This is a genomic window from Stenotrophomonas sp. YJH_SMC_33, from assembly GCF_059372295.1.
Genome location: NZ_JCAFVJ010000001.1, coordinates 638,657 through 655,753 on the forward strand (window position 1 = coordinate 638,657; position 17,097 = coordinate 655,753).

Annotated in this window: 15 protein-coding genes; 10 read left to right on the plus strand and 5 right to left on the minus strand. The window is 68.7% G+C overall.

The window, feature by feature from the left end:
- Positions 1 to 8: 8 nt before the first annotated feature.
- Complete coding sequence (locus tag AC5P9W_RS03015) at positions 9 to 653, minus strand: YdcF family protein (protein ID WP_029379804.1); 645 nt, start codon at positions 651 to 653, stop codon at positions 9 to 11.
- Complete coding sequence (locus tag AC5P9W_RS03020; protein ID WP_058979056.1) at positions 638 to 1,600, minus strand: pyridoxal-phosphate dependent enzyme; 963 nt, start codon at positions 1,598 to 1,600, stop codon at positions 638 to 640. The genes AC5P9W_RS03015 and AC5P9W_RS03020 overlap by 16 nt, the downstream gene beginning before the upstream one ends.
- A gap of 159 nt (positions 1,601 to 1,759) precedes the next feature.
- Between AC5P9W_RS03020 and AC5P9W_RS03025 the strand changes: the two genes are divergently transcribed.
- The 9 genes from AC5P9W_RS03025 (at position 1,760) to AC5P9W_RS03065 (ending at position 12,249) form a co-directional block, all read left to right on the plus strand.
- A complete protein-coding gene (locus AC5P9W_RS03025) occupies positions 1,760 to 2,239 on the plus strand; it encodes a hypothetical protein (protein ID WP_058979058.1) in 480 nt (159 codons plus the stop codon).
- A gap of 548 nt (positions 2,240 to 2,787) precedes the next feature.
- The gene (mnmG, locus tag AC5P9W_RS03030) at positions 2,788 to 4,677 is read left to right on the plus strand and encodes a tRNA uridine-5-carboxymethylaminomethyl(34) synthesis enzyme MnmG (protein WP_021203344.1); all 1,890 of its coding nucleotides are present in this window, start codon (positions 2,788 to 2,790) and stop codon (positions 4,675 to 4,677) included.
- A 168-nt stretch (positions 4,678 to 4,845) separates the two neighbouring features.
- Complete coding sequence (locus tag AC5P9W_RS03035) at positions 4,846 to 5,376, plus strand: gamma carbonic anhydrase family protein (protein WP_019661650.1); 531 nt, start codon at positions 4,846 to 4,848, stop codon at positions 5,374 to 5,376.
- Positions 5,377 to 5,499: 123 nt separating this feature from the next.
- A complete protein-coding gene (locus tag AC5P9W_RS03040) occupies positions 5,500 to 6,189 on the plus strand; it encodes an RDD family protein (RefSeq protein WP_019661651.1) in 690 nt (229 codons plus the stop codon).
- Positions 6,186 to 7,178 carry a stage II sporulation protein M gene (locus tag AC5P9W_RS03045; protein WP_021203337.1) on the plus strand — a complete coding sequence of 331 codons (993 nt, stop codon included), beginning with the start codon at positions 6,186 to 6,188 and terminating at the stop codon, positions 7,176 to 7,178. Before AC5P9W_RS03040 ends, AC5P9W_RS03045 begins: the two co-directional genes overlap by 4 nt.
- Positions 7,168 to 8,790, plus strand: a complete 1,623-nt coding sequence (locus AC5P9W_RS03050; protein WP_031270172.1) for a DUF4129 domain-containing protein — start codon at positions 7,168 to 7,170, stop codon at positions 8,788 to 8,790. Before AC5P9W_RS03045 ends, AC5P9W_RS03050 begins: the two co-directional genes overlap by 11 nt.
- Entirely contained in the window at positions 8,787 to 9,971 is a 1,185-nt protein-coding gene (locus AC5P9W_RS03055) for a DUF4350 domain-containing protein (RefSeq protein ID WP_495218776.1), read from the plus strand. Before AC5P9W_RS03050 ends, AC5P9W_RS03055 begins: the two co-directional genes overlap by 4 nt.
- Positions 9,968 to 10,954 (plus strand): AAA family ATPase, encoded by a 987-nt coding sequence (locus AC5P9W_RS03060; protein ID WP_014648782.1) that lies wholly within the window; start codon positions 9,968 to 9,970, stop codon positions 10,952 to 10,954. The genes AC5P9W_RS03055 and AC5P9W_RS03060 overlap by 4 nt, the downstream gene beginning before the upstream one ends.
- Entirely contained in the window at positions 10,951 to 12,249 is a 1,299-nt protein-coding gene (locus AC5P9W_RS03065; RefSeq protein ID WP_206621342.1) for a DUF58 domain-containing protein, read from the plus strand. The genes AC5P9W_RS03060 and AC5P9W_RS03065 overlap by 4 nt, the downstream gene beginning before the upstream one ends.
- Before the next feature lie 82 nt (positions 12,250 to 12,331).
- Here AC5P9W_RS03065 and AC5P9W_RS03070 read toward each other — a convergent pair whose 3' ends face one another.
- The 3 genes from AC5P9W_RS03070 to AC5P9W_RS03080 are packed head-to-tail and all read right to left on the minus strand — an operon-like array spanning position 12,332 to position 14,740.
- Positions 12,332 to 12,982, minus strand: coding sequence for a hypothetical protein (locus AC5P9W_RS03070; protein ID WP_031270168.1), 651 nt, complete (start codon positions 12,980 to 12,982; stop codon positions 12,332 to 12,334).
- Entirely contained in the window at positions 12,982 to 14,160 is a 1,179-nt protein-coding gene (locus AC5P9W_RS03075; RefSeq protein ID WP_021203332.1) for a glutathionylspermidine synthase family protein, read from the minus strand. The genes AC5P9W_RS03070 and AC5P9W_RS03075 overlap by 1 nt, the downstream gene beginning before the upstream one ends.
- Positions 14,161 to 14,167: 7 nt before the next feature.
- Positions 14,168 to 14,740, minus strand: coding sequence for a DUF1190 domain-containing protein (locus AC5P9W_RS03080; RefSeq protein WP_021203331.1), 573 nt, complete (start codon positions 14,738 to 14,740; stop codon positions 14,168 to 14,170).
- Between the two features lie 467 nt (positions 14,741 to 15,207).
- Between AC5P9W_RS03080 and ilvD the strand changes: the two genes are divergently transcribed.
- Complete coding sequence (gene ilvD, locus AC5P9W_RS03085; RefSeq protein ID WP_021203330.1) at positions 15,208 to 17,046, plus strand: dihydroxy-acid dehydratase; 1,839 nt, start codon at positions 15,208 to 15,210, stop codon at positions 17,044 to 17,046.
- Positions 17,047 to 17,097 lie beyond the last annotated feature (51 nt).

Genomic DNA, 17,097 nt, shown 5'->3' on the forward strand with positions numbered 1-17,097 from the left:
TTCCGCCCTCAGGTATTGGCCGGCGAACTCAGCGGCGGGCGCACCAGGTCGCGGTGGAAGAAGTAGATCTCCTGCACCAGGAAGCGCCAGCTGGTGTGGAAGCTGCGGAAGCGCGTGCTGGGCGTGGACGAGGCCAGCGCATCGATGCCCAGTGCCTTGCTCAGTCGCAGCGCGCGCGCCATGTGCAGCGGGTCGCTGACGATGATCACCCGGTGCAGGTCGCGCTGGTCCATCAGTCGCTTGGCTTCGACCAGGTTCTGCACGGTGTTGCGCGAAGCGGTCTCGATCAGGATAGCGTCGTCCGGCACGCCATGCTTGAGCGCATAACGCCGCGCCACCTGCGATTCGGAGAAGCGCGCACCGGTGCCGCCATAGCCACCGGTGAAGATCAGCAGCGGCGCATAGCGTGCTTCATACAGATCCAGCCCATGGCGGATGCGTTCTTCGAACACTGGTGACGGCTTGGCGTCGTAGGCGGCGGCACCCAGCACGATGATGGCGTCGGCCTTGGCGGCCTGGTCGCGCTCGCCGACCCAGACGATCCAGGCAGTCACACCCAGCAGCCAGATCACCAGCAGGACAAACAGCCGCCACAGCCAGCCCAGCAGGCCGGTGCGAGGCCGATGCCGGTCGCGGCTCATGGCGCCCCCCAGCGCAACGCGGGCAGGTCGACGTTGCCGCCGGACAGCACCAGGCCCACGCGCAGGCCGGCAAAACGTTGCGGCTGTGCCAGCACCGCGGCCAGTACGGTGGCCGAGGATGGCTCGACCACCTGCTTGAGCACCTCCCACAGCAGGCGCATCGCCGCCATCGTCGCGGTGTCATCAACCACGATCACCTCGGCACCTGCCGCGCGCAGCAATTCGAAATTCGGCGCGCCGATCAGGGTACGCAGTCCATCGCAGATCGTGTCCGGGGCGAACGCGCCCTGGCGCTCGCCAGCGGCCAGCGAGCGCGCGGTATCGTCGGCTCCGGCTGGCTCGGCCAGCACCAGGCGGGTCTGCGGGCTGGCGTGCTGCAGGGCCAGCGCGGTGCCGCTGGCCAGGCCACCGCCGCCCACCGGCACCACCAGCACGTCGAACGGGCCGTCGCTGTGCAGCAGCTCCAGCGCGGCGGTGCCCTGCCCCGCCATCACCGCCGGGTCGGTGTATGGATGGACGAGAGTCGCGCCGGTATCGGCCTGCACTTTGGCGCAGGCGGCCTCACGATCGGCGGTGGTCGGCGGGCAGCGCCAGAGGGTGGCGCCATGGCGCGCGATGTTGGCCAGCTTGGCCGCCACCGCGCCTTCCGGCACCACCACGTGACAGGGAATGCCACGCGTGCGCGCGGCCAGCGCCAAGGCGGCGCCATGATTGCCGGAGGAGTGCGTGACCACGCCGGCACTGGCGCGATCGGCCTCCAGCGACCACACCGCGTTGCAGGCACCACGGAACTTGAATGCGCCGCCGCGCTGCAGGTGCTCGGCCTTGAACGCGAGCTGCGCGCCGGCCAGCGCATCAAGCATGCGCGAGCGCAGTACCGGGGTCACGCTGGCATGCGGGGCAATCCTCGCCGCAGCAAGCAGGACGTCATCGGCGCGGGGCAACAGTGAATCGCTCATGACGCAAGATTAACGTATGGCTTCGCGCTGGCGACCGGGGCGCAGGTCATGCCAGCATGCAGGCCTACGCCTCCATTCATCCTGGCCGGCAGAATTAAGGGCCGATTCAACGCCGGCGCCCGAAGCTGACTGCACACCCGTCCTCTGGGGGGACCCACCATGAAAATGCGCCTGATGCTTGCCGGTGGCCTGTTGCTGGCCCTGACCGGCTGCACCACCTACGACTATGTCGGCGGCGGCCGCAGCGGCAGCTACTACCACGGTGCGCCGTCGGTGGAGTACCGCTACCCGGCCGGCTATCCCTACAACTACGGCCCCTACTACGGTGGCTATGGCGGCTACTACGGCGGCTACGGCAACCCGTATTACTCGCGCCCGATCTACCGACCGCCGCACAACCACCGCCCGCCGCCGCGCCCGGGCAATGGTGGCGAGCATCGTCCCCCGCCGCCGTCACGGCCGTCGTACAACGGTGGTTCGCCGTGGCGGAACATGGATTCGATGCGGCGCCCGCCGCAGTCGAACGCCCAGCCCTCGGCGCCCCAGGCCCGTCCGGCACCGGCACCGAGTGCGCCGAGGATGAACGGTTCCCCCTGGCGCAACATGGATCGTGCGACGCAACGCACAGTTGAGCGCTGAACCGTCTTGCATTTCACACGGTCCAAGCCGCAATCTACGCGAACAGTGACGGCCCGCGTCACAAAGTGACAAGAACGACAGGGGCCGCCGCACAAAGCTCTACGTCGATATCCGACAGGAACATCTGGATCCCCCCTGTTCCGGCCCTGTCGGATGTCGGCACCTCTGAAGGCAGACGGCCCCGCAATGCGGGGCCGTTTGTTTTATCGGGTCCCCAACCGGCGAGAGCCTGGGTTTCGGTAGATCCACGCCATGCGTGGATGGCGCCTTCCTGACAGCCGCAAAAAAACAGGGCCGGACAGTCCCCCGACTGCCGGCCCTCTGCTCCCCCATCGTGCGCCTGTACCGGCCCCTGTTCCAATTCCGGTCACGGGCGCCTGCGGCGCCAGCCACGATGGGTGCTATTGGGTTATCTGCAAAAATCCTGCCAACTTTAGGGCCGATTTCGCCGCCAACTGGCCGGCGCCGGCGTCCGGACCCCGAATGGCGCTAAAATCGCCACCCCGGCGCCGCCCCCGGCCGCGCCTGCCCCAAGCTGAACAGCCCCCATGAACCCGTCCTTCCATCGTTACGACGTCATCGTCATCGGCGGTGGCCACGCCGGCACTGAAGCCGCGCTGGCCGCGGCCCGCACCGGCGTGCGCACCCTGCTGCTGACCCACAACATCGAAACCGTGGGTGCGATGAGCTGCAACCCGGCCATCGGCGGCATCGGCAAGGGCCACCTGGTCAAGGAAATCGACGCGCTCGGCGGTGCGATGGCGCATGCCGCCGACCGCGCCGGCATCCAGTGGCGCACCCTCAACGCCTCCAAGGGCCCGGCCGTGCGCGCCACCCGCTGCCAGGCCGACCGCAACCTGTACCGCATGGCGATCCGCGCCATCGTCGAAGGCCAGGCCAACCTGACCGTGTTCCAGGCGGCCGTCGATGACCTGGTCATCGAAGGCGACGCCGTGCGCGGGGTCATCACCCAGACCGGCCTGCGCTTCGACGCCGAGGCCGTGGTGCTGACCGCCGGCACCTTCCTGGCCGGCAAGATCCATGTCGGCCCGACCCAGTACGCCGCCGGCCGCATGGGCGACCCGCCGGCCACCACGCTGGCCGCGCGCCTGCGCGAGCGCCCGTTCCAGGTGGACCGCCTGAAGACCGGCACGCCGCCGCGCATCGACGGCCGCTCGCTGGACTACAGCGTGATGGATGAGCAGCCCGGCGACTCGCCGCGCCCGGTGATGTCCTTCCTGGGTTCGGTGGACGAGCATCCGCAGCAGGTCAGCTGCTGGATCACCCACACCACCGAACAGACCCACCAGATCATCCGCGACGCACTGCACCGCTCACCGCTGTACAGCGGCCAGATCGAGGGCATCGGCCCGCGCTACTGCCCGTCCATCGAGGACAAGGTGGTGCGCTTTGCCGAGAAGGCCAGCCACCAGATCTTCGTCGAACCCGAAGGCCTGGGCATCGTCGAGATCTACCCCAACGGCATCTCCACCTCGCTGCCGTTCGACGTGCAGCTGGAGATGGTGCGCAGCATCCGCGGTTTCGGCAACGCGCATATCACCCGCCCGGGCTACGCGATCGAGTACGACTTCTTTGATCCACGCGGGTTGAAGGCTTCGCTGGAAACCAAGCTGGTCAACGGCCTGTTCTTCGCCGGCCAGATCAACGGCACCACCGGCTATGAAGAAGCCGCCGCGCAAGGCCTGTTGGCCGGCCTCAACGCTGCACGCCAGGTGCGCGGGCTGGACGGCTGGTGCCCGCGCCGCGACGAGGCGTACCTGGGCGTGCTGGTGGATGACCTGATCACTCACGGTACCAACGAGCCCTACCGCATGTTCACCAGCCGCGCCGAGTACCGCCTGCAGCTGCGCGAGGACAATGCCGACCAGCGCCTGACGCCGGCCGGCCGCGAGATGGGCTTGGTGGATGACCGCCGCTGGAACGCGTTCGAGACCAAACAGGCCGCTGTTGCTGCCGAACGCGCACGCCTGGGCGCGCTGTGGGCAACCCCGGCCAATGCGCTGGGCCGCGAAGTGCAGGACACGCTGGGTGTGGCGGTCAGCCGCGAGACCAGCGTGCTGGACCTGATCAAGCGCCCCGAGCTGGACTACGCGCAGCTTATGCAGGTGCCGTCGCTGGGCCCGGCGGTGGCCGACGCCAAGGTGGCCGAACAGGTGGAGATCGGCGTGAAGTACGCCGGCTACCTGGACCGCCAGCGCGAGGAGATCGAGCGCCAGCAGCGGCATGAAGCCACGCCAATCGCCGAAGCCTTCGATTACGCGGCGGTGCGCGGGCTGTCGGCCGAAGCGCTGCAGAAGCTGGAGCGCGTGCGCCCGCAGACCATCGGCCAGGCGCAGCGCATTCCGGGCATGACCCCCGCGGCAATCTCGCTGCTGCTGGTGCACCTGGAGCGTGCACGCCGCGGCCGCGTGGCGTAACGCGGGATCGGTGGATGCCATCCACCAATGCGGCGCGCGATCCGTTCTGGCAGGTGTCGACCTTGGTCGACACGGATGCATGAGGCATTCCGGCAGTTGCGGGTGGCGGGGTCGCCATTGGCCGAGCGCGTATCATCGTCGCGGACGCCCTGATTTCCGGAGACATCGATGAACCCGCTGCGCCCCTTCCGCGACAAGATGCCCGTCCTCGGCGAGCGCGTGTACATCGACCCGTCGTGCACGATCATCGGTGACGTGGAGCTGGGCGAGGACGTCTCGGTGTGGCCGGGCACGATCATCCGCGGTGACGTCAACTACGTGCGCATCGGCGCACGCACCAACGTGCAGGACGGCACCATCATCCACGTCAGCCACCACAGCCCCTACAACAAGGCCGGCTACCCGACCCTGATCGGCGAAGGCGTGACCGTCGGCCACGGCTGCATCATCCACGCCTGCACCATCGGTGATTACAGCCTGATCGGCATGGGTGCCTGCATCCTCGACGGCGCGCGGGTCGAGCGCCATGGCTTCGTCGGCGCCGGTGCCGTGGTCGGCCCGGGCAAGGTGGTCGGCGAAGGCGAGCTGTGGGTGGGCAACCCGGCCCGCCCGGCACGCACGCTGAGCGACAAGGAAATCGAGGCGCTGCATTACTCGGCCGACCACTACGTGCGGCTGAAGGACGAATACCTGGGCTGAGCGGCCAACGCCGCCATGCGGCTCTGCTAAAGTCTGGGCCCGACCAGGACCTGTCGAGACCCCCATGCCTGTGGCTGCCTGCCGGAGAGGACTCCGGCGCCCACAACGAAGGCCATCACGCTGATGGCCGCACCGATGCTCGATACCTACCGCGAGGTGGTAACGCCGGAGGGTGTGCCGCTGCAGTTGCCTGCAGCCGGCCCGGTACCGAGGGCGATGGCCTGGCTGGTCGATCTCGGCGTGCGCATCGCGGCACTGGTGCTGATGTCGATTCCGCTGGCACTGCTGGACCAGTTCGGTTCCGGCCTCTACCTGGTGCTGATGTTCCTGGTCTACTGGGCCTACCCGATCGTCTGCGAAGCAGTGTGGGGACGCACCCTGGGCAAGCGTGCGCTGGGGCTGCGCGTGCTGTCCCGCGATGGCGCGCCGGCAGGCTGGATGGCGGCGATCACCCGCAACCTGCTGCGCACGGTGGACATGCTGCCCTTCGGCTATGCGCTGGGCCTGATCAGCAGCCTGTTCGATCCGCATGGCCGCCGTCTGGGCGACCTGGTGGCAGGCACTGTGGTGGTGCATGCACCCGCGCTGTACCTGCCACCGCCGCCGACCATCGGCAGCGTGCTGGCCCCGCCGCAGCCCCTGCGACCAGAGGAACAGGCCGCGCTGATGGCATTCGCCGAGCGCGCGCCACGCTTGTCGGCGGCGCGCCAGCAGGAGCTGGCCGGTATTGCCGAGCCACTGACCGGCACCCACGGCCAGGTCGGCGTGTTGCGCCTGTATGCGATGGCCAACTGGCTGCTGGGGCGGCGATGAAACAGGAGCAGTTCGTCGCCCGCTACCAGCAGGAATGGCAGGATCTGGAGCAGTGGCTGCTGCTGCGTGCCGGCGCCTCACGCCGCACGCGCCGCAAGGCCAGCGGCCTGGCACTGGACGACACTACCTTCCCGCAGCGCTACCGGCGGCTGTGCCAGCAGCTGGCGCTGGCCCGCGAGCGCGGCTACAGCCCGCAGCTGGTGCAACGCCTGCAGCAGCTGATGCAGCAGGGCCACAGCGTGCTGTATCGCACGCCGCCAACGCGCTGGCGGCGTGCCCTGGAGTTCCTGGTGGCCGATTTTCCGCTGCTGGTGCGCAGCCAGGCGCGCAGCATGTGGGCGGCGCTGGCGATGTTCGCGCTGCCGGCGGTGGCCTGCTTCGTGCTGGTGCAGGTCTATCCGGACCTGATCCACATGCTGATGGACAACCGCCAGATCGCCGAGATGGAGCGCATGTACGATCCCGCCGCCGAGCGCCTGGGGCGTGACAGCGGCACCGACTGGATGATGTTCGGCCACTACATCATGAACAACATCAGCATCGCCCTGCGCGCCTTCGCCAGCGGGCTGCTGGCCGGGCTGGGCACGCTGCTGGTGCTGCTGTTCAACGGCGTGATCATCGGTTCAGTGGCAGGCCACCTGCAGCACATCGGCCATGGCGACCCGTTCTGGCGCTTCGTGGTCGGCCACGGCGCCTTCGAGCTGACTGCGATCGTGATCGCCGGCGGTGCCGGCCTGCAGCTGGGCATGAAGCTGCTGGCGCCGGGCCGGCGCAGCCGCCTGGATGCACTCGTCGACGGCGGCCGCATCGGCGCGCGGCTGTGCCTCGGCGTCGCCTTCATGCTGTTGGTGGCCGCCTTCATCGAAGCCTTCTGGTCATCGATCGCCGAAGTACCTGCATGGGGCAAGTTCAGCGTGGCCGGTGTGTTGTGGGCCGGCGTGCTGCTGTGGCTGTGGCGCGGCGGACGTGGAGCTGGCCATGCGCATTGACCACCTGGACGTGGCGCTGCGTGCCCGCAGTGGCTGGGAAGCGATGGAGCTGGGCACCGCGCTGTCCCGCCGTCACGCGCGCGCGCTGTGGGGCAGCTGGCTGCTGGCCAGTGCACCGCTGTTCGTGATCTTCAACGCGCTGGGCTGGTGGCTGGATGCCTTCGGCTGGGCCTGGCTGGCGATGTGGTGGTGCAAACCGCTGTTCGAACGTGCGCCGCTGTATGTGCTGTCGCGCGGCATCTTCGGTGAACCAGTCGGCACGCTGGCCGCGCTGCGTGCGCAACGTCACTGGGGCAACAGCGGCTTCTGGGGCTACCTGGGCTGGCGCCGCTTCAGCGTACTGCGCAGCCTGTGCCTGCCGGTGAACCTGCTGGAAGGCAACACACCGGACCAGCGCGGCCCACGCCGCCGTGCGGTGGCCGCCGGGGCTGCAGGCGCGGCACTGGTGCTGACCGTGAGCTGCATGGCCTTCGAAGTGGTACTGGTATCCGGCGCGATCGGTGCGGTGTTCATGTTCATGCCACTGGAGCTGATGTCCGAATCATGGCGCGCCGCATGGGACATGATCGGCCAGGACACACCCGCATGGGCACGGCTGGGCTTCAACCTGGCGTGCTGGCTGGCCTCGGTGCTGATCGGCCCGTTCTTCGTCGGTGCGGGCTTTGGCCTGTACTTGAACCGGCGCACGCAGATGGAAGCCTGGGATGTGGAGATCGCTCTGCGCCGCCTGCGCGAGCGGCTGCTGCCGGCGGCATCGACGCTGGCCCTGCTGCTGTGCCTGGCACTGCCGCTGGTCTCCGCACCGGTGCATGCGCAGGACACAGACGCCGAGCCCGAACGAGCCATGGGCAAGCCCAACGACCGTGGCATCGACGCCGAGGAAAGCGACGAAGCACCGACCATCGACCCGGCCAACACCCCGGCAGCGATCTTCGGCGGTACGCCGGTGGACACCGCCGGTTTCCGTCAGGCAGTGAACCGCGCCTATGAAGACCCGCTGCAGCGCCCGACCCGCCAGGTCACCCGCTGGAAGCCGATCGAACAGGCCGAGGAAGAGAAGAAGGAAGACAAGCAGCTGCAGCGTGGCACCAACAGCAACGGTGAACGCAAAGCGCGCAAGGACGGCATCGCCTGGCTGGCGCGGCTGGCCGAATGGGGCCTGTGGGGGCTGCTCGGCGTCCTGCTGCTGGTGCTGCTGCTGACCGCACGGCTGTGGCTGCCGTGGCTGCGGGGCAGTGGCCGACGCAAGGCCGAGGCCGCACCGCCGGTGGTGGAGGAACAGGTGGAGTTGCCGGTGGTGCTGCCGCCGGACGTGGCCACCCAGGCCGGCCTGCTCTGGGACCAGGGCCGGCCGCGGCAGGCGCTGGCCCTTCTGTACCGCGCCAGCGTGCGCACGGTGGGCGAGCGCAGCGGTATCGCGCTTCCACCCGGTGCCACCGAAGCGCAATGCCTGCGCGCGTCGCGGCGCATGCCCGAGGCCAGCGACCGTGACCTGTTCGCGCGCATCGTGCGCATGTGGCAGTACGCCGCCTACGGTGGCCGCCTGCCCAGCCGCGCCGATTTCGATGCGATGGCCGATGCCCTGCGCCAGCAGTACGGGTGGCAGGCATGAGTCCGCGCCTGTTCTGGTCGCTGCTGCTCGGTGCATTGGTGCTGCTCGGCGTACCGCTGGCGATCCTCTACCTGCGCACGCACGAGCGGGTAACCGAGACCATCCGGCTGCCGCCACGGGGCGAGGCGGCCTACAACCCGCTGTACGTGCTCGGCCAGGCCCTGCGCGCTGATGGCATCGCCGTGCACTCGCGGCCGCGGCTGGACCTGCAGCAGATGGCGCTGGGTCCGCACGACACGCTGGTGGTGCTGCAGGACAGCAGCGAACTGCCGGCGCCCGTTGCCAGCGCGCTGCTGGACTGGGTCGACCGTGGCGGCCACCTGCTTGTACGTACACCGCCGCCGGTCGAGGACGATACCGGCAGCACGCAGGGCCCCCTGCTGGACCGGCTGGGCGTGGACAGCCTGTTCCAGCGCAGCGATTGCCAGCCGTTCCATGTCGACGACGATCCTGGCCACGTTGAATTCTGTGCTGGCCGCCGCTTCACCCTGGGTTTTGCCGCCAATGCGCAGGCCGAACGCCGCTGGGGCGGTGACCGTGACCTGGTGTTCGCGCGCCTGCGCCATGGCCAGGGCAAGGTGAGCGTGCTGGCGGACATGGAGTTCCTGCGCGGTGATGTCGACTCGCCTGCCGCGCGCCTGGCCGCGGCTGCCGGCGGTGCCAGCGATGGCCTGCACGACAAGGCTCACCGCGACCTGACCCGCTATCTGCTCGATCCGAACTACGGCAAGGGTGCGGTCTGGCTGATCTATGCCAGCCGTCCACCGTCGCTGTGGGCGCGCCTGTTCTACCAGGGCTGGCCGCTGTGGGCGCCGCTGCTGCTGGCCCTGCTGGGCTGGTTGTGGGCCCGCTCGCAACGCTTCGGCAGCCTGCTGCCGTCACCGGTACTGGAACGCCGTTCGCTGCTGGAACACGTGCACGCCAGTGGTGAATTGCTGCTGCGTTTCGGCCACGGTACGCGCCTGTACGAGGCCGTTCTCGCCCTGTTCCTGCACCGCCTGCGCCTGCGCGCACCGGTGGCTGCCGCACTGGATGGTGCGCCACGCGAACAGGCCATCGCCGAACTGCTGAAGTGGCCGCAAGGCCGTGTTGCCGCCGCACTGACGCCACCTCCGCCGCACGATTCCTCCGCCCTGCGCGAGCGTATCCGCTTGCTGCTCCAGATGAGATCCCTGCTATGACCGAAGTCCCCGAGCTGCCGGCGGCCGCCAACGCCCGCCTGATCGAACGCGTCGATGCCATCCGCACCGCCGTTGGACACGCCTTCATCGGCCAGGCCGATGTACTGGACCAGATCCTGGTGGCGCTGCTGGCCGGTGGCCACGTGCTGATCGAGGGCGTGCCCGGGCTGGGCAAGACCCTGCTGGTGCGTGCACTGGCACAGGCCCTGGAGCTGGACTACGGGCGCGTGCAGTTCACCCCCGACCTGATGCCCAGCGACGTCAGTGGCCACGCGGTGTACGACCCGAAGAGCGAGAGCTTCAAGATCCGCCGCGGCCCGGTGTTCACCAACCTGCTGCTGGCCGACGAGATCAACCGTGCACCGGCCAAGACCCAGTCGGCGCTGCTGGAAGTAATGCAGGAAGGCCAGGTGACCATTGAGGGCAAGGCCTTCACCCTGGCGCCGCCGTTCATGGCGCTGGCCACGCAGAACCCGCTGGAGCAGGAAGGCACCTACCCGCTGCCGGAAGCACAGCTGGACCGCTTCCTGCTGAAGGTGCTGATCGACTACCCCCAGCTGGAGGACGAGAAGCGCATGGTGACCGCGATCACCAGCGGCCGCGCTGCCAGCGATTTCGACCTGAGCCAGGTGCCGCGTGTGCTCGGTGCCGGCGAGCTGCTGGAACTGCAGCGTGCCACTGCGGCGATCACCGTCGATGACGAGGTGATCGACTACGCGGTGCGCATCGTCGCCGCCACCCGGCAGTGGCCGGGCATCGCCGTCGGCGCCGGTCCGCGCGGCAGCATCGCGCTGGTGCGTGCCTCGCGCGCACAGGCGGTGCTGGCCGGCCGCGACTTCGTCACGCCGGACGACGTGCGCGACATCGCCCGCCCGGCGCTGCGGCACCGCATCGCGCTGGCCCCGGAACTGCAGATTGAGGGCCAGGACGCCGACGACGTGCTGGGCGCGCTGCTGGCCAAGGTGGAAGCGCCGCGCCGATGAGGCCGGCCCCGCTGCTGCTGGCGCTGCTGCTGGCCTGGGCCGCCCTGGGCGGGCTGGTGCTGGGCGGATGGCTGCCGCGCTGGAGCTGGGCACTGGCGGCCGTGGCCATCGCGTTGCCCGCGCTGTGGGACCTGTGGCGGCAGTGGCGGCGTGCATCGCCGCAGGTGCAGCGCGAGCTGCCCGAAGCGCTGGCACTGGGCATGCGCCGCGAGGCGGCGTTGCGTGTGCAGGCCGAGCAATCGATGACGGTGCAGGTGTTCGACCTGGTGCCCGGCGGCTGGCCGCTGGAAGCGCTGCCGCAGCGCGTGAGCCTGCAGGCCGGTACGGCATCCACCCTGCACTACCACCTGCAGCCGCTGCAGCGTGGGCACTTCCGCTTCGAGGGGGTGCACCTGCGCATGCGCTCGCCGTGGCGCCTGTGGTGGCAGCAACGCACGCTGCCGCCGGCGCTGGAGGTGCGGGTCTATCCGAACTTCGTGCCGCTCACCCGCTTCGCATTGTTCAGTGCCGACCAGGCCTCGCGGCTGGTCGGTGCGCACGTCAAGCGCCGCCGTGGCGAAGGCACCGACTTCCACCAGATGCGCGAGTACCGCATCGGCGACAGCCTGCGCCAGCTGGACTGGAAGGCCACCGCACGTGCGCGCAAGCTGATCTCGCGCGAGTACCAGGACGAGAAGAACCAGCAGTTGCTGCTGATGCTCGACAGTGGCCGGCGCATGCTGGCCAGCGAAGGCGGGCTCTCGCACTTCGACCATGCCTTGAATGCCTCGCTGGTGGTGGCCTACCTGGCGCTGCGCCAGGGCGATGCCGCCGGCCTGTACGCTGCCGGGGGCGAACGCCGCTGGGTGGCACCACAGCGCGGCATGGGCACGGTCGAGCACCTGCTGCGCGCCAGCTACGACCTGCAGCCGCGCGCGGTGGCCACCGACTACCTGGCTGCGGCCACCGAAGTATCGCTGCGCCAGCGCCGGCGTGCGCTGGTGATGCTGGTCAGCAATGTGCGCGACGAGGACATCGAAGACCTGCTGGCGGCGGTGCGCCTGCTGCAGCGGCGCCACCTGGTATGCGTGGCCAGCCTGCGCGAGCGCGAGCTGGATGGCGCGCTGGAGGGTGACGTGCAGACCCTGGAAGACGCCACCCAGGCCGGTGCCGCCGCGCTGTACCTGCAGCAGCGCGCGAAGGCGCACGAGGCACTGCGCAACGAGAAGGTGATGGTGCTGGACGTGACCGCCGACGCCCTGCCCGGCGCGCTGGTGGAGCGCTATCTGGCGGTGAAGCGCGAAGGGTTGTTGTAGCCCTGCGCTTGACCGGAGCCGAGCATGGGCTCGGCTCTACACGTGTTGTTCCGTAGAGCCGAGCCCACGCTCGGCTGCCGTATCAGCGCTCACCCAACAACCGCCGCTGCAACCGCTCCACCGCACGCTGCAGCAGCACCCGGTTGCGGGCCAGCTTCATCCACTGCGGCAGGCGCGAGAACATGGATCGGTGATGGCCGCGGCTTTCGCGCAACGTCGCGCCCGCGTATTCGTGCAGTGCCTGCAGATGTTCAGCGTTATAGGCCCAGAGCAGGCCCGCGCGGGTCGGTTCGACCAGGCGCAGCGGCAATCCGAAGTGCGGATCGGCAGGCTCGGCGTCACGCAACGGACGCACCGCGACCGAAACATCGGTACTGCGATCACATTGCGCACATCGAGCAGCGAAGCACGCCGGTGCAGGCACTCCGGCGGGAGCCCGGCGACGCACATGCAGCCACTGATACCCACAGAATCCACAAGGTTGGCGGCCCAGCATGTAGACCGCACCGACCCAGTCACCACTATCCAACGCAGAACTGCAGCCGGTGCAGCGGAAACGCGCGGTCCATCGATAGGGTTTCCAGCTGGCGATAACCCAACCGGAGGTGTCGCAGCGATGGCAACGCACCGCGACGCGGTCCGCGAATGCCTGCAGGCTGCGCCCGTCATCGAAATGCCGACCCGGCACGGGCGTGGCACGCCCATGCCGGCCAGGCCAGCGCTGCACCGTCATCAGACGTAGATCCGCGTCGGTGCCTCATCTACGATCGCGTGCGGCACGAAGCGCGCACTGTCGCGGGTGATCGCGCTGTCGTCCTCGCGGATGCCGATGCCGCAGGCGTGGTCACCGATCACCCAGCTGCCGATCAGCGGATAGCCGCCTTCGAAGCGGGTCAGCGGATGTGCGCGCTGGATGATCGCCGGGCCATCGTAGGGACCGTCGCTGCGCTGGGTGCTGCCATCGGCCAGATGCATCTCGATGTTGGCGCCCTCGCGCGAGAACAGCGGCTTGCGCACCCAGCCCGACGGCAGCGTGCTGCCGTCATCGAAGTGAGCCTCCAGCAGGTTCGGATGGCCCACGTTGCGCTGCCACAGCAGCGGCAGGATGCCCTTGTTGCTCAGCACCGCCTTCCAGGCCGGTTCCAGCAGCTGCACGCCGGAACCGGGCAGCGCGCGGCCAAACTCTTCAGCCATCAGGTCTTCCAACGGGTACAGCTTGAACAGCGTGCCGATCACCGAATCATCCAGCGCGGTGAAGCGGCCGTCCTCGGACAGGCCGATATCCTCGATGGCGATGGCCTGGCCATGCAGACCGGCCTGCGAGGCGCAGTCGCGCAGGTAATCGACAGTGCCACGGTCTTCTTCGGAGCTGCCCACCGCGCTGAAGAACAGCGGCGGCGGCAGCTGCGTGGCCAGTTCGCCGAAGCGCTCGACCAGCGCCTCATGGATCGCATTGAACTGGTCGGCATGCTGCGGCAGGCGGCCGGCGTTGCGCTGGTCTTCCAGCCACTGCCACTGGAAGAAGCTGGCCTCGAACAGCGAGGTCGGCGTGTCGTAATTCAGCTCGTACAGCTTGGCCGGGCCGGTGCCGTCGTAGGCCAGGTCCAGGCGGCCGTAGAGGTGCGGCTGGCGCTGGCGCCAGCTGTCGGCGATCCAGTCGCGGTAATGCGACGGAATCGCCAGCTGGTCCATCAGGCGCTCGCTGGCGATGACATCACCGACCAGGTCCAGCGCCATCTGGTGCAGCTCGGCGCTGGGGTCTTCGATGTCCTGTTCGATCTGGCGCAGGGTGAACGCGTAGTACGCGCGTTCATCCCAGTACGGCTGGCCATCGATGGTATGGAAACGGAAACCCGCTTCCTCCGCGCGTGCCCGCCACTGGGCACGCTCGGCAATCCGGATACGCTGCATGGGTCGATCAGCCGCCGTAGCTGCCGCTGCTGCTGCGGCGCGCGCTGGTGTTGCCGAAGCCACCACGGCTGGCAGTGACCGCACGGTTCGGCTCGCTGGTGACCGGCGCCAGGCCGGCCTTGCCGGCACCGATGCCGCTGGCGGTGTTCAGGCCGCCGGTGCCGCCCGGTGCCGGGCGCGCCCAGCCAGCGTTCTTGTCCTGGTAAGCCGGTGACGACGCCGGCGCCTGCGGGGCGAGGCCGCCGCGGTTGCTCAGCATCTGCGACATGAAGAAGCCCATCATCATCGGGCCGATGAACGAGGTGCCGGCCGAGGTGTGCTGCTGCACGCACTGTTCCGGCTTGTAGTCCTTCTCGCAGGCTTCCTTGCTGGCGTACTTCGGTGCCGCATCGGCGGCCTGCTTCTGCGCTTCGGCAAAGGCATTGCGGCACGACGACGGATCACCGGTGGCCTCGGTGCAGGCCTCCACCGAGGTGTACAGGCCTTCCTGCACCTTCACCTCCGGCTCCTTCTGGCAGGCGGTGAACAGCAGCGGCGCGGCGCTCATAAGCAGCAGCGCGGTGGTGCGGGAACGTTTCATGGCCTCATGCCCTGTCGACGGATCAATGCCCCAATGATGCCAAATCCGGGCCAGCAACCGGAATCGGCAAAGTGCGAAAGATGAACGGCCTTTCATTTTCGTCGTTCCCCATCATCCGCGCATGACGTGGATCCACCGGTGTCGACCAAGGTCGACACCTACCAACAGCCGCAGGAAACGTCGAAGGCGGGGTGGGTCCGTTTTCAGGGAGCCAGATCAGTGAGCCGCATGGATGCGGCGACCAAGCCCCCATGGACGGGTTAACGGCGTCCCCTGCCACCGGACCCACCCCGCCATCCCACGGATAGGCCAGCTGTTGCTGTTGAGGTTGCCGGCCAGCGGCCGGCACTACCGCGGGTGCCGGGCGCAGTCCGGCCGGACCACCTCCGGTGGTTGCAGCAGCAACCGAAAAAATTGGCCATGATCGGCTGACCCCCACGTCGTACGGCACGCCCGTTCCGCCCGCCATGCCCGAATACCGTTCCCGCACTTCCACCGCCGGCCGCAACATGGCCGGCGCCCGCGCCCTGTGGCGTGCCACCGGCATGAAAGACGGCGACTTCCACAAGCCGATCATCGCCATCGCCAACTCCTTCACCCAGTTCGTGCCCGGCCACGTGCACCTGAAGGATCTTGGCCAGCTGGTCGCGCATGAGATCGAACAGGTCGGCGGTGTCGCCAAGGAATTCAACACCATCGCCGTGGACGACGGCATCGCGATGGGCCACGACGGCATGCTGTACTCGCTGCCCAGCCGCGAGATCATCGCCGACGCCGTGGAGTACATGGTCAACGCGCACTGCGCCGACGCGCTGGTGTGCATCAGCAACTGTGACAAGATCACCCCTGGCATGCTGATGGCCGCGCTGCGCCTGAACATCCCGGTGGTGTTCGTCTCCGGCGGGCCGATGGAAGCGGGCAAGACCAGACTGTCCGAGCACAAGCTGGACCTGGTCGACGCGATGGTGGTGGCCGCCGATGACAGCGCCTCCGACGAGAAGGTGGCCGCGTTCGAGCGCAGCGCCTGTCCCACCTGCGGCTCCTGCTCGGGCATGTTCACCGCCAACTCGATGAACTGCCTGACCGAAGCGCTGGGCCTGTCGCTGCCCGGCAACGGCACTACGCTGGCCACCCATGCCGACCGCGAGGCGCTGTTCCGCCGCGCCGGCCGCCTGATCGTCGAGCTCTGCCATCGCTGGTACGGCGGCGAAGACCCGAGCGCGCTGCCGCGCGGGATCGCCACCCAGGCCGCGTTCGCCAACGCGATGACCCTGGACATCGCCATGGGCGGCTCCACCAACACCATCCTGCATCTGCTGGCCGCAGCGCAGGAAGCGGAGGTCGACTTCGACCTGACCCACATCGACGCGCTGTCGCGACGCGTCCCGCAGCTGTGCAAGGTGGCGCCGAACACACCGAAGTACCACATCGAGGACGTGCACCGCGCCGGCGGCGTGTTCGGCATCCTCGGTGAACTGGATCGCGCCGGCCTGCTCGATACCACAGTGCCGACCGTGCACAGCGCCAGCCTGGCCGACGCACTGAAACGCTGGGACGTGGTGCGCAGTGACAACGACACCCTGCACACCTTCTTCAAGGCCGGCCCAGCCGGCATTCCCACCCAAGAGGCCTTCAGCCAGGCCACGCGCTGGCCGACGCTGGACCTGGACCGCGCCGGGGGCTGCATCCGTTCGCTGCAACATGCGTATTCGCTGGAGGGCGGCCTCGCGGTGCTGCGCGGCAACCTGGCTGTCGATGGCTGCGTGGTGAAAACCGCCGGCGTGGACGAATCGATCCATGTGTTCGAAGGCCCCGCGCGCGTCTATGAAAGCCAGGACGCCGCCGTCGCCGGCATCCTCGCCGACGAGGTGCAGCCGGGCGAGGTGGTGGTGATCCGCTACGAAGGGCCGAAGGGCGGCCCGGGCATGCAGGAGATGCTGTACCCGACCAGCTACCTGAAATCGAAGGGGCTGGGCAAGCAGTGCGCGCTGCTCACCGACGGCCGCTTTTCCGGCGGCACCTCGGGCCTGTCGATCGGCCACGTCTCGCCGGAAGCCGCCAGCGGCGGCACGATCGGTCTGGTGGAAGATGGCGACCGCATCCGCATCGACATCCCCGCCCGCCGCATCGACCTGCTGCTGGATGAGGCCACGCTGGCCCAACGCCGCGCCGACGCCGATGCGAGCGGCTGGAAGCCACGCGCACCACGCCCACGCAAGGTCACCAGCGCGTTGAAGGCTTACGCCCTGCTCGCCACCAGCGCCGACAAGGGTGCCGTACGCAACACCGCCCTGCTCGGCGATTGACCGCCATACGGTCGTGATCCGTTATGGTGGCCAGGAGGTCACCAACACGGA

What these genes read in the sequence shown, in the direction of transcription:
- AC5P9W_RS03020 (WP_058979056.1), bottom strand. Translation starts at nt 1,600, where the DNA reads ATGAGCGATTCACTGTTGCCCCGCGCCGATGACGTCCTGCTTGCTGCG.
- AC5P9W_RS03025 (WP_058979058.1), top strand. Translation starts at nt 1,760, where the DNA reads ATGAAAATGCGCCTGATGCTTGCCGGTGGCCTGTTGCTGGCCCTGACC.
- AC5P9W_RS03055 (WP_495218776.1), top strand. Translation starts at nt 8,787, where the DNA reads ATGAGTCCGCGCCTGTTCTGGTCGCTGCTGCTCGGTGCATTGGTGCTG.
- AC5P9W_RS03065 (WP_206621342.1), top strand. Translation starts at nt 10,951, where the DNA reads ATGAGGCCGGCCCCGCTGCTGCTGGCGCTGCTGCTGGCCTGGGCCGCC.
- AC5P9W_RS03080 (WP_021203331.1), bottom strand. Translation starts at nt 14,740, where the DNA reads ATGAAACGTTCCCGCACCACCGCGCTGCTGCTTATGAGCGCCGCGCCG.
- AC5P9W_RS03050 (WP_031270172.1), top strand. Translation starts at nt 7,168, where the DNA reads ATGCGCATTGACCACCTGGACGTGGCGCTGCGTGCCCGCAGTGGCTGG.
- AC5P9W_RS03060 (WP_014648782.1), top strand. Translation starts at nt 9,968, where the DNA reads ATGACCGAAGTCCCCGAGCTGCCGGCGGCCGCCAACGCCCGCCTGATC.
- mnmG (WP_021203344.1), top strand. Translation starts at nt 2,788, where the DNA reads ATGAACCCGTCCTTCCATCGTTACGACGTCATCGTCATCGGCGGTGGC.
- AC5P9W_RS03040 (WP_019661651.1), top strand. Translation starts at nt 5,500, where the DNA reads ATGGCCGCACCGATGCTCGATACCTACCGCGAGGTGGTAACGCCGGAG.
- AC5P9W_RS03035 (WP_019661650.1), top strand. Translation starts at nt 4,846, where the DNA reads ATGAACCCGCTGCGCCCCTTCCGCGACAAGATGCCCGTCCTCGGCGAG.
- ilvD (WP_021203330.1), top strand. Translation starts at nt 15,208, where the DNA reads ATGCCCGAATACCGTTCCCGCACTTCCACCGCCGGCCGCAACATGGCC.
- AC5P9W_RS03070 (WP_031270168.1), bottom strand. Translation starts at nt 12,982, where the DNA reads ATGACGGTGCAGCGCTGGCCTGGCCGGCATGGGCGTGCCACGCCCGTG.
- AC5P9W_RS03045 (WP_021203337.1), top strand. Translation starts at nt 6,186, where the DNA reads ATGAAACAGGAGCAGTTCGTCGCCCGCTACCAGCAGGAATGGCAGGAT.
- AC5P9W_RS03075 (WP_021203332.1), bottom strand. Translation starts at nt 14,160, where the DNA reads ATGCAGCGTATCCGGATTGCCGAGCGTGCCCAGTGGCGGGCACGCGCG.